This window comes from Chryseobacterium sp. MEBOG07 (genome assembly GCF_021869745.1).
GTDB classification, from domain to species: domain Bacteria; phylum Bacteroidota; class Bacteroidia; order Flavobacteriales; family Weeksellaceae; genus Chryseobacterium; species Chryseobacterium viscerum.
The window spans coordinates 964,348-980,653 of the sequence record NZ_CP084579.1; the positions used below are offsets into that span (position 1 = coordinate 964,348).

Here is a 16,306-nt window from a genome sequence, read left to right on the forward strand (position 1 = left end):
GAAATGGTTTTACGGGCAGACTTATTTTCAGGATTTTTTTACCTGTATATTGTATTCATAATTAGTAAGATAGTTTATATTTTTAATAAAACGTTTCTAAGGATTTTTTCAATTAAGAAATTTGTGTAAATTTGCATTCTCAATACGTGGAAATGTAAGGTTTGTCCTTCAGTGGATGAGAATATTGAAAGTTTTTTTAATAAAAAGTTTTTGGTATTTAAAAATTCATTATATTTGCACACTGAAAATTTGAAAAACAATAAATAAATAATTTAAATCATGGCAAAGGAAACGTTTAATCGTAACAAACCACACTTGAACATTGGTACTATTGGTCACGTTGACCATGGTAAAACAACACTTACTGCAGCAATTAGTGCTGTGTTAGCTAGCAAAGGTCTTGCTGAGAAGAAAGATTTCTCTGCTATTGACTCTGCTCCAGAAGAAAAAGAAAGAGGTATCACTATCAATACTGCTCACATTGAGTACGAAACTGAAAATAGACACTATGCTCACGTTGACTGTCCAGGTCACGCCGACTATGTTAAGAACATGGTAACTGGTGCTGCTCAGATGGATGGAGCAATCGTAGTATGTGCTGCAACTGATGGACCAATGCCTCAAACAAGAGAACATATCTTACTTTGCCGTCAGGTAAACGTACCTAGAATTGTTGTTTTCATGAACAAAGTTGACATGGTAGACGATGCTGAATTATTAGAGCTAGTTGAAATGGAACTTAGAGACTTATTGTCTACTTATGATTTTGACGGAGATAACTCTCCAGTAATTCAAGGTTCTGCACTAGGTGCACTTACTGCAGCTACTTCATCTCCTGTTAACACAGAAGATAAATGGTTCAAAAGTGTAGAAGAATTAATGGATGCTGTTGATACTTGGATCGAGCAACCAACAAGAGATATGGATAAGCCATTCTTGATGCCTATTGAAGATGTATTCTCTATTACAGGTAGAGGTACTGTAGCAACTGGTAGAATCGAGGCTGGTGTTATCAACACTGGTGATCCAGTTGATATCGTAGGTATGGGTGACGAAAAATTAACTTCTACTATTACAGGAGTTGAGATGTTCAGAAAGATCCTAGATAGAGGTGAAGCTGGAGATAACGTAGGTCTATTGTTGAGAGGTATTGAAAAAACTGACATCAAGAGAGGTATGGTTATCGCTAAGAAAGATTCAGTTAAGCCACACAAAAAATTCAAAGCTTCTGTTTATATCCTTTCTAAGGAAGAAGGTGGACGTCACACTCCATTCCACAACAAGTACCGTCCTCAGTTCTATGTAAGAACTACTGACGTTACAGGTGAGATCTTCTTACCAGAAGGTGTAGAAATGGTAATGCCTGGTGATAACTTAGAGATCACTGTAGAATTGTTACAGCCAATCGCTCTTAACGTAGGTCTTAGATTTGCGATCAGAGAAGGAGGTAGAACAGTTGGTTCAGGTCAGGTTACTGAAATCTTAGACTAATCATCTTAAAATATAAAAAGCTTCCGTAAGGAATTTCTTTACGGAGCTTTTAATCTACGGGCATCGTCCAATGGTAGGATACCGGTCTCCAAAACCGTTGATCAGGGTTCGAATCCTTGTGCCCGTGCAAATATAAATTATGAGTTCATTTGTCGATTTTTTAAAAGGTTCTTATAACGAATTCAGACATAAGGTTGAATGGCCAAAATGGGCTGACCTTCAGTCTTCTACAATCGTGGTGACTATTGCGACAGTGATTCTGGCATTATTTACCTTTGGAGTTGATGAATTGTTTTCAAAAGCAGTCAGCAACATAATAGGAATGCTAATCAACTTGTTCAATTAATAATTAAGTATTTTCCCATAATGAGCGAATTGAAATGGTATGTGCTGAAAGCAATCAGCGGACAGGAAAATAAAGTGAAAAACTATATTGAGACAGAAATCAAACGTCTAGGGTTTGAGCAGTACGTTACTCAAGTGGTTATTCCTATGGAAAAGGTAATCCAAATTAGAAACGGTAAAAAAGTTCCTAAAGAAAGACCTTACTATCCTGGATACTTGATGATTGAAGCTGATCTGATGGGAGAGATTCCTCACGCTATCAAGAACATTCCTGGGGTTATTTCTTTCTTAAGTTTAACAAAAGGAGGAGATCCTGTTCCAATGAGAAAATCAGAGGTAAACAGAATGCTTGGAAGAATGGATGAACTTTCAGAATTTGCAAGCGATATTGAAATTCCTTATGTAGTAGGTGAAAACGTTAAAGTAATCGATGGACCTTTCAACGGATTCAATGGTACAGTTGAGAAAATTCTTGAAGACAAAAAGAAAATTGAAGTTTCTGTATTGATCTTCGGTAGAAAAACTCCAATGGAGCTTAGCTATATGCAAGTAGAAAAAGTATAACAATTACTTATATAAAATATAAAAGACTGCTATTAAGCGGTCTTTTTTGTTTTTATACATGAGTTCATCACACATAATGATTAATCGCTGGATGAGGTGTGAATCAATTCATAGAAACAGATTTTAGCTTTAAATTTTTCCAATGGATAAAATCCTCCTACTGTAAAACTTTGCGGAAATACTAAAAATAGATTTCGATTTTGTCTATAGAGCAGATGCATATAAACTTTCTGACGATTATTTTTTTGTAGTTTAAAATATATTCTTCTGTTGACTACTTCTATAGTATACTTTGCTTTAGATTAATTTTCACCCTTTAGGGATTATATGTTATTTTTTTATTCCAAAGCCCTTTCCTTTTTGCTTAATTCACTTTTAGATGGCATACTTCTTGCAAACAAGGTGTTAACTAATCCATAAATTTTATGTTTTTTATTTCTACAATGTTTATAAGTGTATGAATATTGCATGTTTTTGCCAAAAGCATAGAAAACCTGAATTAGCTATTCAAAACACAAGCTTATATAAACACATAACCCAATGACAAAAATTATTTCGATGATCATTTTGGTGGGTACATCTATGCTCACTAGCGCGCAGGTTGGTATCAATACTACAACACCAGAGAAGGAACTTACTGTAAATGGAACAATGAAGACATCCGGAGTTGTTTTCAAGCAGCCGATGGAAAAACTGAAAGCGGATGAGAATTACACTTTCATTATCAAATCTCCTGCTCCAGAAAATAAAATTACAGCGTACAATGACTCTTTTGTACCCAATTCACCGGCACCCATTAACCTTATTCAGTTCAAAATTACCTGTGATCCTTCTGATAAAGATTGGGTAAATCAGTTTGACACCATGATTAATTCTACTAAATTTTTGGTGGTTATTTCATCTTTTGGATTTACACAACCTACAAGAACTTTTACTGCGGACTGGGTTACTCCAATGCCTCAGATCTTTGCATATTCGTCAGGTGGAACATGGAAGCTTAAGGCAGATTATCAAGGATTTGCTCCTGATAACTCTTTCCCGACGGGAGTCTGGACACTGAATTTATTGGTATTTGACAGATCATATGCCAAAGATTTTAATTCTACACAAAATCTTAATGCTTCAACTACAGGTGCTGCAGCAGCTCCATTAATTCAATAAAATACGATATGAAAAAAATTATTGCGATACTCTTTGCGGGTTTTGCTGCTTTAAGCATAAACGCTCAAGTAGGAATTAATACTAAAACACCTCAAGGAACTCTTGATGTTGGAGGAGAAACATTGGTAGAGTCCTATTTAATAGATACTGAAAACACGAAGGCAAGCGGAAATTATCTTCTCCTTACTCGTTCTAAAGATACTTCACCGGTAGGTAAGGTGAAGCTGCTGGATATCTCGCTCCGTAATGTAGCCCCTGTAAATATGTATAATGTTGTATTGACCAATGTAAGACAAGATGAAGTTGTGAATCTCAATACAGGATTAGATGTTAATAAATATGTAGTAGCAATTACAGGTGCTGTTTTTACAGGAGCGGTGTCGGCAGCAAACACGACAACAAATCCCAAATCATATGGTTCTTATGCCACAGAAATTACTCAGGTTGCGAGTGGAGGTAAAAATTACCATGCCATTAATTTAGCTTTTAAAGGTGCCGGAACCGTTTCTTCCCAAAACGGAACATGGACCCTTACGCTGAATGTTTTTGAAAAATCACTAGTGAAAGACTGGGGAACCTTCAACGGTTCAGTTTCTGCATCAGCATCACCTGGTTATTCGGGAGTATCAACTAATACGCCTGTAGGGCTTCAATAAAAAACTATGAAAAGAAAAATTTATATCACAATAATCATGTGCCTTGGGCTATTTTTGAATGCCCAGAAAGGAAAAGTAGGGATCAATACAGCTACCCCTACAGAAACACTTGACGTTAACGGAAAAACATATACAAATTCTTTATATTTAAGAAATCCGGGAGAGCCTACCATGACGGGAGGAAGCTTTTTAGCAACTTCGCAAAATGGCTTACAGTTGTATGATCCTACTTTGGAAAGCAGCGGATTATTTAATTATCTTAAGCTTACCCTTACAGGAGTATCTGGAGCAGGAATCACAGACTATGATACCAAGATTGATGCAACCAATTTTCTGGTTATACTTCATAACTACTCATTCAAACTAAACGATGGAACTACAAATGTTATGCTTGATTATGGAGACAATGGTGTGAATGATAACAAACAGGGATCTCCGGATGTTGTTGCTTTTAAAAGTAACGGAACATGGCATATCAGAGCAAGGTTTACAGACAGCAGACTTCTCTCAGTGTCTTCAGCCACTCCATCAAGAACATATAACAACTTTACTGTTGACCTTTATCTGATGGCGTATAGAAGATTGATTGAAAAACAGAATATCAGCGATATCAATGCTGATCTTGGTGGAACTGATGGTTCTACACAAACGATTAATAAACCATCTGGTTTTTAAAAAATACTTTCTTTATATAAAAAACGGTCATTTAATTTAAATGACCGTTTTTGTTTTATGTCTACTTTACAATATTATAGAAATGGATTGCTGTACTTCAGGTTTTTTTTTCTTAAACTTTTTAAAAATCAGCAATTTCCGTTTGCTATTTCAAAAATATTTTATACTTTTGCAGTCCAAAAAGTAGGTTTATCATAAGTGAGTAGGATAACCTGCTGAATAATAAATGCTTCCAAACTCATTAATTATTCAAATTTAAAAAACAAACAATGGCTAAGAAAGTCTTTAAAATGGTAAAGCTTCAGGTGAAAGGTGGCGCAGCTAACCCTTCTCCACCAGTAGGTCCAGCATTGGGTTCTGCAGGTGTGAACATCATGGAGTTTTGTAAGCAATTTAACGGAAGAACCCAAGATAAGCCAGGACAAGTTTTACCTGTAGTAATTACAGTGTACGAAGACAAATCTTTTGAATTCGTAATTAAAACTCCTCCTGCAGCAATCCAGTTAATGGATGCGGCTAAAATCAAGGGTGGTTCTGGTGAACCAAACAGAAACAAAGTAGGTTCTGTATCTTGGGATCAAGTGAAAAAGATCGCTGAAGATAAAATGGCAGATCTTAACTGCTTTACACTGGACTCTGCTCTTTCTATGGTTGCAGGTACTGCTAGATCTATGGGATTAAAAGTAACAGGAACTAAACCAACTAACGCTTAAAACCTAAAGAAATGGCAAAATTGACAAAAAAGCAAAAGGAAGCTTTAAGTAAAGTAGAAAAAGGAAGAATCTATAACCTTGAAGAAGGTTCAGCTCTTGTAAAAGAGGTGAACACTACAAATTTTGATGCTTCTGTAGATATCGCTGTAAGATTAGGTGTAGACCCTAGAAAAGCAAACCAAATGGTAAGAGGTGTAGTATCTCTTCCTCACGGTACTGGTAAAGATGTTAAGGTATTAGCTCTTGTAACTCCAGATAAAGAAGCAGAAGCTAAAGCTGCTGGTGCTGACTATGTAGGTCTTGACGAATATTTACAAAAAATCAAAGAAGGTTGGACAGATGTTGACGTTATCGTTACTATGCCAGCTGTAATGGGTAAATTAGGTCCATTAGGTAGAGTATTAGGTCCAAGAGGTCTAATGCCTAACCCTAAATCAGGAACTGTAACAATGGAAATTGGTAAAGCAGTAACTGAAGTGAAAGCAGGTAAAATTGATTTCAAAGTAGACAAGTATGGTATCATCCACGCTGGTATTGGTAAAGTATCTTTCGATGCTGCTAAAATCAAAGAAAACGCGCAGGAATTGATCTCTACATTGATCAAAATGAAGCCAACTGCTGCTAAAGGTACTTATGTAAAAAGCATTTATTTGTCTTCTACAATGAGCCCTGGTATTGCAATTGATACTAAATCTGTTAACTAATATAAATCCTTAAGACAATGACAAAAGACCAAAAAGTTGTAGCAATACAAGAGATCAAAGACTTGCTTCAGGATGCAAAAGTAGTATACGTAGCGGATCTAGACGGTTTGAACGCTGCTAAGTCTTCAGAATTCAGAAGACAGGCTTTCAAGCAAAATATCAAAGTAAAAGTTGTAAAAAATACACTTTTGCAAAAAGCAATGGAACAAATTGAAGGAGTAGATTACTCTGAAATGTTCCAGACTTTTAAAGGAAACTCTGCATTAATGATTTCTGAGACTGCAAACGGTCCAGCAAAATTAATCCAAGGGTTCAGAAAGAAAGAAGATAAGCCAGCTTTAAAGTCTGCTTACCTTCAGGAAACTTTCTATGTTGGAGACGAAAACTTAACTGCACTTGCTAACATCAAGTCTAGAGAAGAAATGATCGGAGAAATCATTGGATTACTTCAATCTCCAATTCAAAGAGTTGTTTCTGCTCTTCAAAACAAATCTGAAACTGTAGAAGCTAAAGCTGAAGAAGCTGCTCCTGCTGTTGAAGAAACTCCTGCTGAGGCGGCTCCAGAAGCTCCTGCTGCAGAAAGCACGGAAGAAACTCCAAGTGCTGAATAATTACTCTCAAAAAATTAAATAAATAATCAACAAAAACATTACAACAATGTCAGATTTAAAAAATTTAGCTGAAACGCTAGTAAACTTAACAGTAAAAGACGTAAACGAATTAGCTACTATCCTTAAGGATGAGTACGGAATTGAGCCAGCTGCTGCTGCTGTAGTAGTTGCTGCAGGTGGTGGAGAAGCTGCTGAAGAAAAAACTGAATTCGACGTAATTCTTAAGTCTGCAGGTGCTTCTAAATTAGCTATCGTTAAATTAGTAAAAGATTTAACTGGTGCTGGTCTTAAAGAAGCTAAAGATATCGTAGATGGTGCTCCTGCTCCAATCAAAACTGGTATCTCTAAAGACGAAGCTGAAGCTCTTAAGAAGCAATTAGAAGAAGCTGGTGCTGAAGTAGAATTGAAATAATTTTCAATTTTATTCTAAATATAGAAGCCCGGGCATTAGCCCGGGCTTTTTTTGTTGTAACACGCTGTAAATATGACTTTTAATATATAATAGTATTTGAATATTGTTATTTCCTGTTGGGTGATATTTTATTATGATTGGTTATTTGATAAAAATTACCAGTATATTTTATCTGTATTTTGTTATTCGTTTATTTTAATTGATTTTTATTTAATAAATTATTGTTTTGATTGAAAAAATATTATATTTGTATCGAAAAAAACACAACATAATTGGATAGAAATTATTTTCTTTCCTGTGGCCATAAGATAGCAATTCTGTTGCTAATGGCGGCTGTAGGAAAACTAAACGCTAAGTTTATATCTGTAGCTATGAGTAAGCCTGAATTACCATATCGCACAGATATAAATAGTTATCTACAACAATGCTTAGCAAGTGCTTCAGTTCATCAATGGTCTGCAGAAGGGAGAAATCTTATAGAAGTAAATGAACGGTCTGTTGATCAAAAACAAGCCAATAGATTCTATAGTATCCCTTCACAATACAACTTTCTTTCTTTTAATGATAACCATATTCAAATCATATTCCTTAGAGATATAAAATTTGTTGCAGCTTGGAACAAATGGGGAGATCTCTATTCAATCAACAAAGAAGATACTCTTCCGGCATTCAAAGAAATCAAAGAGTTCTTTATGAATTCTTTTAAACTTATTGATGGTTTTAAATTTCTCATTAAAATCCCCGACAAATCAGCCCATGCTCTTGTATCTTAAATAGTTCTCATAATGTTTACTACTCTTTAGCGAATCATCCGGCAATTCATTTATTATTTAAATGAGAAAGCCAGAGAATTGTCCTTTTAATAAAAAACGCATATACATAAAAACAGCAAATACCATTAACAATGAAAAACAAATTATTAACCTTAGCTCTTTTAACATCTGGTTTGCCCATAGTCGCTCAGGTAGGGATTAATACCCCTCAGCCTCAGGCAACCTTTGATATAGTGGGATCACCTTCTAATACAAGTAAACTTGATGGCGTGATTGCTCCAAGACTTACAGGAGTAGAGTTGAAAGCCAAAAACTATACTACCGCTCAAACAGGAGCAATCGTATATGTTACTGTAGCTGAAGCTGCACCTACCGGGCAGACTGCTGATGTGGTCTCACCTGGATATTATTATTTTGATGGTGCCAAATGGGGAAGCTTAAGCGGGAGCTGGCGTACGGTAGGGAATGCCGGAACAACAGCAACAACAGCTGCTTTGGGAGCAAATATTGGTACTGGAAATTACTTAGGAACAAATGATGGTCAGAATTTGGTTTTGGCCACTCAGAAAAATGTGAAAGGAATACTGGATATTAATGGAACGTTACAAGGAGGGAATTCTAATTCTGCAACAGGTCCTTATGCTTCATTTACCTGGGGATCAAATAATACATTAACCAACAGCACTTCTTCAAATGTGGCTTTAGGAAAAGATAACGCTGTCTCTGCGCAGGGAAACTTTCCTGCAGTAGCTATTGGACTAGGAAATACCGCTAACAATGGTGCTAAAGTCATAGGGAATACGAATAGTGCTACCGGCCCGAATAATTTAGTCTTTGGTAACTTAAATACAGTAACGGGTTTAACGGGTTTAACGGTTGGGAACAGTAATATAAACAGTGGAGGAATTACCATAGGAAGTGGAAATACAACATCATTGAATAATATTGCTATCGGTTCGGCAAATACTGCCGCTGGTACAGAAGCTCTGGTGATAGGGTTTTCAGGTCAGGCAGCTGCCGGGCAAATGGTTTATGCCAATAAATCGCATGTTTTCTTCAATAAAAGTAATGGGACAGATACTATATTAGGAATCAATATGGTCCCTACTGCAGCCACATCTACAGGAGCCGCTATTCAGATGAAAGGAATTGCTTCTGGTGTTGATGCAGCATGTAGTGGTGCTGAGGAAGGAGCGATCCGATATAATACGACTGCAAAAGTACACGAGGGCTGTAATGGAACCAACTGGAAAGCGCTTTACACTAATTAATCAAAAAACACAAACTTAAAAAAATGAATATGACCAAAAAATTATTCGGAAAGCTAGCTGCTATGCTGATGACATTCATAATGTCTGCAGTAGTATTTGGGCAGCAGGGCTATGAACCAATCCGTGGGATGGGTGTAGAAGCAAAACCTGTGAACAATTCAGGGATTTGCTTAGCATGTTATAACGGAAGTATGAATCCGGTGGTGGATGCCAGTCTGGATAACAGTGTAAGTATGGGAAATTTCGCTTCCTTGTTAAGTGGAAACGGAATATCTGTAAAAAATAAAAATACAACCTATCCTGCTGGGTATATTACAGGATTCAATGTAGACCTTGGGACAAGTTTTATTACGGTAGATCTTTTGAGTTCTTTGAGGATCAGTACTTATAAAAATGGTGTTCTTCAGGAAACAACTACCAGCAGTACACTTTTATCAGTGCCTGCATTTGGAGGAAGTAAGAACAGGATATTTCTCCACTTCAAAACATCAAAAGAATTTAATGAGGTGAGATTATATCAAACCAATGTTCTTTCCGTATTCAGTGCGATGAATGTGTATTATGCATTTGCATTTGATCCAGCGAAAGTACCTACAGATAATAATGGTCTTTGCGATGATATCATTGCAGGAAGTGGTGTTGACGGGAATGTATCGGGAAGCAGCAGTTTCCTGGCTCCGCTTTCTTATGTTCAGAATAAAGAACGAATAGGGGATGGAAATAAGAACTCGTATGGATCGATCGTTCTTCCAATCGGATTACTGGGATCTTATTCTGTGGGAGTTTTAGATAAAAATCAGGTGTATCCTGCAGGGAACAGAACTGGATTTGTCATAGAGCCGGATGATCAGGGGAAACTATTAAGTGCTGAATTTTTAAAGAATATTACGATAGAAACTTATCTTTTCGGACAGCTTCAGGATTCTAAGCAGTTATCCGACGGAGGAGGCTTGATTAATATTAAAGTTTTAGGGTATGGTTCAGGAAAACAAAAAGTTACATTGACGACCACTAAGCCCTTTAATGAAGTAAGGTTAAAAATTACCCAGACAGTAGGATTTAATTTAGGAGCCCTTAAAGTATACTATGCTTTCGAGGAACCTATTTCTTGCGAATGTGATGATAAGATCCAGACAAGCGGTTCTTCTGTTCCTGGAAACCTGGTAACAGGAGCTTCATGGACATCAGGACCAGGATTTTTAGGTCTTATTTTAGCTAAAATGACCAATCCGGAAGCGATTGTAGATAATAATCCGTCCAATTATGCAACAGCTACCGTTCCGGCAGCTTCTATCTTTAGTCTTTTCTCAGCCTTTGCTACTGTAAGCAGTAATGCTGTGCTTCCTGTCAATACAATGGCTGGATTCACGGTAGAAAAAGCAGGAAACCTTCTCGGGGTAAGCGTGCTGGAAAATATCACGGTAACATTATACAATGGAAATACATTAACTGATACTTTTACGAGTTCAGGAAGCCTTATCAGTGGAAACTTCTTCACTACAAATTCTAATAAGTTCTATGTTGGAGGGAAGGCTACAAAACCTTTCAACCGTATGAAGATTACGTTCAATAGCGGAACGGCAATTCGTATTCCGCAGAATTATTATATCTACAATGCATTTGCAAGCAGGGATGATGATAATGATGGAGTACCGAACTGTTTCGACCAGTGTTCAGGAGGAGATGACAGTATAGATAATAATGGAAACGGAATTCCTGACTGTGCAGAAGGATGTACAGCTGTAAATGATAAATCTCCAGCATTGGATACCGATGGTGATGGTATTGTAGATGCATGTGATATGGATTCTGATAATGATGGGATTCCTGATGCTATTGAAGATTTTGATAAAAACGGCAAGTTCCAGGATGACGATGATGAAGGGGATATCCTTCTAACACCTGTATTAGGAGATTCAGTTCCTAATTATCTTGATCTTGACTCTGATAACGATGGTATTTTAGATCTGTTCGAATCTGGAATTCCTGTGTCGGTAATCAATCAGATTGATACAGACCACAATGGAGTGATCGACAGTAATGTTCCGGTAGGTAAAAATGGGATTGCAGATATTCTGGAAACTTCACCTGATTCAGGAATATTGAAATACCCAATCAAAAATACAGATGGAGATGATAAACCGGACTTCCTGGATATTACTTCCAATGGTTCAGAGCTTGACCTTTATAAGATCGGAAAAGGTAACCTTGATACGTTGGGTGGTGGATTTATTTCTACGATTGATGATAAGGACAGAGATGGTATTCAGGCAGTTGTAGATACAGACCTTGTGAAGAGAGGATCTCCAAATTCTCCACTTTCACCGTACGCTTCATTGCTGAAAAATGCATCTAATACTGCTGCAAGAACTACGGCAACCGAAATTAATAAGGCAGCTAACGATGTAAAGGTATATCCAAATCCGGTAAAAGCGGGAGAAAATCTTAGAATTACATCAGCAGAAGAAGTGGTGTATACACTGTTCTCAGCGCAGGGACAGGTCGTGAAGACAGATAAGTTTAATGCCAATACAGGAATTGATACTTCTTCACTTCCGACAGGGGTATATATTATTAAAGTAGAAACCAAATCAAAAATACAATCTTATAAGGTTATTGTAAAATAATCATAAGATTAGCTTGTGTTGTGGAGAGGCTGCTCATGTTTGAGCAGTCTCTCTTATTTTAAGAGCCTCAAAATGAGATGATTTATTTGTTATTGTGGATGAATTTTTGTATCTTTGCCCCTCTTTTGGCGCGGAAAATTGTTTGTAAATTTATAAAATATTGAAAATCAACTCTTTCATTGTGAAAACATGAAGGGGATTTCGTATATATAGATATTGCGGTGATACAGCCTCAAAAGTAGTAAAAATATTTTGCATTACACTGTGAAAAGATATACCAGTGTTGCAGTTAGGAATCAGATAAAAGATCTAAAGAACTTAGAATAAAGAACAAAGACCGATAATTGCGCCAAAATTTTCTTTACTTTTTCTTTTTTATAGCCTCTTTTCACTTTTTCTCTCCTGATATTTTTTTAATAAATCAAAATATTTTTTAACCCTTTCTTAAAAGTTTTATGAGTAAAACAAAATCAACAACTCAAGGAAATCCGAGAATTAATTTCTCATCAGCGAAAGGAAAAATTATCACTCCTGACTTTTTGGATATCCAAATCCAGTCTTTCAGAGAATTTTTCCAGCTTGATACACTTCCTGAAGCCAGAAAGACAGAAGCTCTTTACAAGACTTTCCAAGAGAATTTCCCAATTACGGATTCAAGAAACCAATTCGTATTAGAATTCTTAGACTATCTGGTAGATTCTCCACGTTATTCAATCGATGAGTGTGTGGAAAGAGGACTTACTTATTCAGTTCCTCTAAAAGCTAGACTTAAGTTGTATTGTACTGACCCGGAACACGAAGATTTCCAAACTGTGGTTCAGGACGTATATCTAGGTCCGGTTCCTTACATGACGCCAAGTGGTTCTTTCATCATCAATGGTGCAGAGAGAGTTATTGTTACGCAGCTTCACCGTTCACCTGGTGTATTCTTCGGACAAACTTACCACGCGAATGGAACCAAACTATACTATTCAAGAATTATCCCTTTCAAAGGATCTTGGATGGAATTTACAACAGATATCAACAGCGTAATGTACGCGTATATCGACCGTAAGAAAAAATTACCATTAACAACTTTATTAAGAGCAATCGGGTACGAATCTGACAAGGATATCCTTCAGATCTTTGACCTTGCTGAAGAAGTGAAAGTTTCTAAAGCTGCCCTGAAAAAAGTAGAAGGGAGAACATTGGCTGCGAGAGTATTGAACACTTGGTTCGAAGATTTCGTAGACGAAGATACAGGTGAAGTAGTTTCTATCGAAAGAAACGAAATCATCTTGGATAGAGAAACTATTCTTGAAAAAGAACATTTAGATCTTATCTTGGATGCTGGTGTGAAATCTATCCTGATTCACAAAGAAAACAGCAACGAATTCTCTATCATCCAGAATACATTACAAAAAGACCCTACTAACTCTGAAAAAGAAGCGGTAGAGTACATTTATCGTCAGTTAAGAAATGCAGATCCACCCGATGAGGAAACTGCAAGAGGAATCATTGAAAAATTATTCTTCTCTGAGCAGAGATACTCTTTAGGTGAAGTAGGACGTTACAGACTAAACAAAAAGTTAAGCCTAAACATCCCAACTACAACTGAAGTTCTTACAAAAGAAGATATCATTGCGATTGTAAGACACTTAATTGAGTTAGTAAACTCAAAAACTGATGTTGATGATATTGACCACTTATCAAACAGAAGAATTAAAACTGTTGGTGAGCAATTAGCAGGACAGTTCGGAGTAGGTCTTTCAAGAATTGCAAGAACAATCAAGGAAAGAATGAACGTTAGAGATAACGAAATCTTTACTCCACTTGATCTTGTAAACGCTAAGACTTTAACATCTGTAATCAACTCGTTCTTTGGTACCAACCAGCTTTCTCAGTTCATGGACCAAACCAACCCTCTATCAGAGATCACTCACAAGAGAAGATTATCTGCACTAGGGCCTGGTGGTTTATCAAGAGAAAGAGCAGGTTTCGAGGTTCGTGACGTTCACCATACTCACTACGGAAGAATTTGTCCGATTGAAACTCCGGAAGGACCAAACATCGGTTTGATTTCATCTCTAGGGATCTATGCAAAAATCAACAGACTAGGTTTCATCGAAACTCCGTATAGAAAAGTAGAAGGTGGTAAGATTGAGCTTAATGCAGATCCTATCTATCTGAATGCAGAAGACGAAGAAGACAAAGTAATTGCTCAGGCAAACGTTGAATTGAGCGATAACGGTGATTTCTTAACAGATAGAATTATTGCAAGATTAGATGGTGACTACCCGGTAGTTGAGCCAGCTCAGGTTAACCTTATCGATGTTGCACCAAACCAGATCTCTGGTATTTCCGCTTCATTAATTCCATTCTTGGAGCATGATGATGCGAACCGTGCATTGATGGGATCTAACATGATGCGTCAGGCCGTTCCTCTATTGAAGCCACAAGCTCCAATCGTTGGTACTGGGCTTGAGCAGCAAGTTGCAAGAGATTCAAGAATCTTAATTAACGCTGAAGGTACAGGTACTGTAGAGTACGTAGATGCTGACAGAATAGTTATTAAATATGAAAGAAGCGAAGACGAAGATTTAGTACAATTCGAGTCTGCTACTAAAACATATAAACTTACTAAGTTTAGAAAAACTAACCAGAGTACAACGATCACACTAAGACCAAACGTAAGAGTAGGTGATGTAGTAGAGAAAGGACAAGTACTTTGCGATGGTTATGCTACTGAAAAAGGAGAATTGGCTCTTGGTAGAAACTTAGTGGTAGCGTTCATGCCTTGGAAAGGATACAACTTTGAGGATGCAATCGTAATCAATGAAAAAGTTGTACGTGAAGACTGGTTTACTTCAATCCACGTAGATGAGTACTCTCTTGAAGTTCGTGATACCAAACTAGGTATGGAAGAGCTTACAGCAGATATTCCAAACGTTTCTGAAGAAGCTACTAAAGATCTTGACGAGAACGGTATGATCAGAATCGGTGCTGAAGTGAAGCCTGGAGATATCATGATTGGTAAAATTACTCCAAAAGGTGAATCTGACCCGACTCCTGAAGAAAAACTTCTTAGAGCAATCTTCGGTGATAAAGCTGGTGATGTGAAAGATGCTTCATTGAAAGCAGACTCTTCATTAAGAGGGGTTGTGATCAACAAGAAATTGTTCTCTAGAAACATCAAAGACAAAAAGAAAAGAACTGAAGAAAAACTTAGACTTGAAGAAATTGAAAACACTTACAAGGCTAAATTTGATGAGTTAAGAAATACTTTAATTGAAAAATTAAATACACTGGTAAGCGGTAAAACTTCTCAAGGGGTACAAAACGACCTTGATGAGGAAATTATCGGTAAAGGAGTAAAATTCACTCACAAATTATTGACTTCAGTTGAAGATTATGTAAACGTTAGTGGTGCAGACTGGACAGTTGACGCTGACAAGAATGAATTGATCAAACAATTGATTCACAATTACAAAATCAAATATAACGATATCCAAGGAGTTAAAAACCGTGAGAAATTTGCAATTTCAATCGGAGATGAGCTTCCTGCAGGGATTATGAAGTTGGCTAAAGTTTACATCGCTAAGAAACGTAAACTGAATGTAGGAGATAAGATGGCAGGACGTCACGGTAACAAAGGTATCGTTTCAAGAATCGTTCGTGAAGAAGATATGCCATTCCTTGAAGACGGAACACCAGTAGATATCGTATTGAATCCACTAGGGGTACCTTCTCGTATGAACATCGGTCAGATTTATGAAACAGTTCTTGGATGGGCTGGTCAGAAGCTAGGGATGAAGTTCGCTACGCCGATCTTCGACGGAGCTACTCTTGATCAGATCACTGAATATACTGAGAAAGCAGGAGTTCCTAAATTCGGTCACACTCACCTTTATGATGGGGGTACTGGAGAAAGATTTACTCAGGCCGCTACAGTAGGTATTATCTACATGCTGAAACTAGGACACATGGTTGATGATAAGATGCACGCACGTTCTATTGGTCCTTACTCATTGATTACTCAACAGCCGTTAGGAGGTAAGGCTCAGTTCGGAGGTCAGAGATTCGGAGAGATGGAGGTTTGGGCACTTGAAGCATTCGGTGCATCGAATATCCTTAGAGAAATCTTGACTGTGAAGTCTGATGACGTGATTGGTAGAGCAAAAACTTATGAAGCAATTGCAAAAGGTGAATCTATGCCTGAACCAGGTATTCCAGAATCATTCAACGTATTACTTCACGAGTTACAAGGACTTGGACTTGACGTAAGACTTGAGGAATAATTTTAAATTTTGAATGTTGAATTTTG

Annotated in this window: 14 protein-coding genes and 1 tRNA gene; all 15 read left to right on the forward strand. The window is 37.1% G+C overall.

The genetic code is table 11. The features are described from left to right. Positions 1-279: 279 nt before the first annotated feature. Complete coding sequence (gene tuf / locus LF886_RS04430) at positions 280-1,491, forward strand: elongation factor Tu (protein ID WP_236852887.1); 1,212 nt, start codon at positions 280-282, stop codon at positions 1,489-1,491. A gap of 56 nt (positions 1,492-1,547) precedes the next feature. Next, positions 1,548-1,618: transfer RNA gene (locus LF886_RS04435), tRNA-Trp, on the forward strand. A 12-nt stretch (positions 1,619-1,630) separates the two neighbouring features. Continuing rightward, a complete protein-coding gene (secE, locus tag LF886_RS04440; RefSeq protein WP_103233340.1) occupies positions 1,631-1,837 on the forward strand; it encodes a preprotein translocase subunit SecE in 207 nt (68 codons plus the stop codon). Positions 1,838-1,857: 20 nt separating this feature from the next. Then, entirely contained in the window at positions 1,858-2,400 is a 543-nt protein-coding gene (nusG, locus tag LF886_RS04445; protein ID WP_103233341.1) for a transcription termination/antitermination protein NusG, read from the forward strand. 540 nt (positions 2,401-2,940) lie between these two features. Next, on the forward strand, positions 2,941-3,561 hold the full coding sequence (locus LF886_RS04450) for a hypothetical protein (RefSeq protein ID WP_236852888.1): 621 nt from the start codon (positions 2,941-2,943) through the stop codon (positions 3,559-3,561). Between the two features lie 8 nt (positions 3,562-3,569). Next, positions 3,570-4,217 (forward strand): hypothetical protein, encoded by a 648-nt coding sequence (locus LF886_RS04455; protein WP_236852889.1) that lies wholly within the window; start codon positions 3,570-3,572, stop codon positions 4,215-4,217. Between the two features lie 6 nt (positions 4,218-4,223). Next, positions 4,224-4,892, forward strand: a complete 669-nt coding sequence (locus tag LF886_RS04460; RefSeq protein WP_236852890.1) for a hypothetical protein — start codon at positions 4,224-4,226, stop codon at positions 4,890-4,892. A 269-nt stretch (positions 4,893-5,161) separates the two neighbouring features. After that, entirely contained in the window at positions 5,162-5,605 is a 444-nt protein-coding gene (gene rplK, locus LF886_RS04465) for a 50S ribosomal protein L11 (RefSeq protein ID WP_103235446.1), read from the forward strand. A gap of 11 nt (positions 5,606-5,616) precedes the next feature. Then, positions 5,617-6,309: a 50S ribosomal protein L1 gene (rplA, locus tag LF886_RS04470; protein WP_236852891.1), complete on the forward strand. Its 693-nt coding sequence runs from the start codon at positions 5,617-5,619 to the stop codon at positions 6,307-6,309. A 17-nt stretch (positions 6,310-6,326) separates the two neighbouring features. After that, positions 6,327-6,920, forward strand: a complete 594-nt coding sequence (gene rplJ, locus LF886_RS04475) for a 50S ribosomal protein L10 (protein ID WP_236852892.1) — start codon at positions 6,327-6,329, stop codon at positions 6,918-6,920. A 46-nt stretch (positions 6,921-6,966) separates the two neighbouring features. Next, positions 6,967-7,332 (forward strand): 50S ribosomal protein L7/L12, encoded by a 366-nt coding sequence (gene rplL, locus LF886_RS04480; protein WP_007845452.1) that lies wholly within the window; start codon positions 6,967-6,969, stop codon positions 7,330-7,332. A 272-nt stretch (positions 7,333-7,604) separates the two neighbouring features. After that, entirely contained in the window at positions 7,605-8,105 is a 501-nt protein-coding gene (locus tag LF886_RS04485; protein WP_236852893.1) for a hypothetical protein, read from the forward strand. 131 nt (positions 8,106-8,236) lie between these two features. Then, positions 8,237-9,376, forward strand: coding sequence for a hypothetical protein (locus LF886_RS04490; protein WP_236852894.1), 1,140 nt, complete (start codon positions 8,237-8,239; stop codon positions 9,374-9,376). Between the two features lie 29 nt (positions 9,377-9,405). After that, the gene (locus LF886_RS04495; RefSeq protein ID WP_236852895.1) at positions 9,406-12,003 is read left to right on the forward strand and encodes a T9SS type A sorting domain-containing protein; all 2,598 of its coding nucleotides are present in this window, start codon (positions 9,406-9,408) and stop codon (positions 12,001-12,003) included. Positions 12,004-12,458: 455 nt separating this feature from the next. Next, a complete protein-coding gene (gene rpoB, locus LF886_RS04500; RefSeq protein WP_124534784.1) occupies positions 12,459-16,280 on the forward strand; it encodes a DNA-directed RNA polymerase subunit beta in 3,822 nt (1,273 codons plus the stop codon). Positions 16,281-16,306 lie beyond the last annotated feature (26 nt).

Excerpts from the sequence above, each read along its gene's own strand:
- tuf (WP_236852887.1), top strand. The coding sequence starts at position 280 with ATGGCAAAGGAAACGTTTAATCGTAACAAACCACACTTGAACATTGGT.
- secE (WP_103233340.1), top strand. The coding sequence starts at position 1,631 with ATGAGTTCATTTGTCGATTTTTTAAAAGGTTCTTATAACGAATTCAGA.
- nusG (WP_103233341.1), top strand. The coding sequence starts at position 1,858 with ATGAGCGAATTGAAATGGTATGTGCTGAAAGCAATCAGCGGACAGGAA.
- LF886_RS04450 (WP_236852888.1), top strand. The coding sequence starts at position 2,941 with ATGACAAAAATTATTTCGATGATCATTTTGGTGGGTACATCTATGCTC.
- LF886_RS04455 (WP_236852889.1), top strand. The coding sequence starts at position 3,570 with ATGAAAAAAATTATTGCGATACTCTTTGCGGGTTTTGCTGCTTTAAGC.
- LF886_RS04460 (WP_236852890.1), top strand. The coding sequence starts at position 4,224 with ATGAAAAGAAAAATTTATATCACAATAATCATGTGCCTTGGGCTATTT.
- rplK (WP_103235446.1), top strand. The coding sequence starts at position 5,162 with ATGGCTAAGAAAGTCTTTAAAATGGTAAAGCTTCAGGTGAAAGGTGGC.
- rplA (WP_236852891.1), top strand. The coding sequence starts at position 5,617 with ATGGCAAAATTGACAAAAAAGCAAAAGGAAGCTTTAAGTAAAGTAGAA.
- rplJ (WP_236852892.1), top strand. The coding sequence starts at position 6,327 with ATGACAAAAGACCAAAAAGTTGTAGCAATACAAGAGATCAAAGACTTG.
- rplL (WP_007845452.1), top strand. The coding sequence starts at position 6,967 with ATGTCAGATTTAAAAAATTTAGCTGAAACGCTAGTAAACTTAACAGTA.
- LF886_RS04490 (WP_236852894.1), top strand. The coding sequence starts at position 8,237 with ATGAAAAACAAATTATTAACCTTAGCTCTTTTAACATCTGGTTTGCCC.
- LF886_RS04495 (WP_236852895.1), top strand. The coding sequence starts at position 9,406 with ATGACCAAAAAATTATTCGGAAAGCTAGCTGCTATGCTGATGACATTC.
- rpoB (WP_124534784.1), top strand. The coding sequence starts at position 12,459 with ATGAGTAAAACAAAATCAACAACTCAAGGAAATCCGAGAATTAATTTC.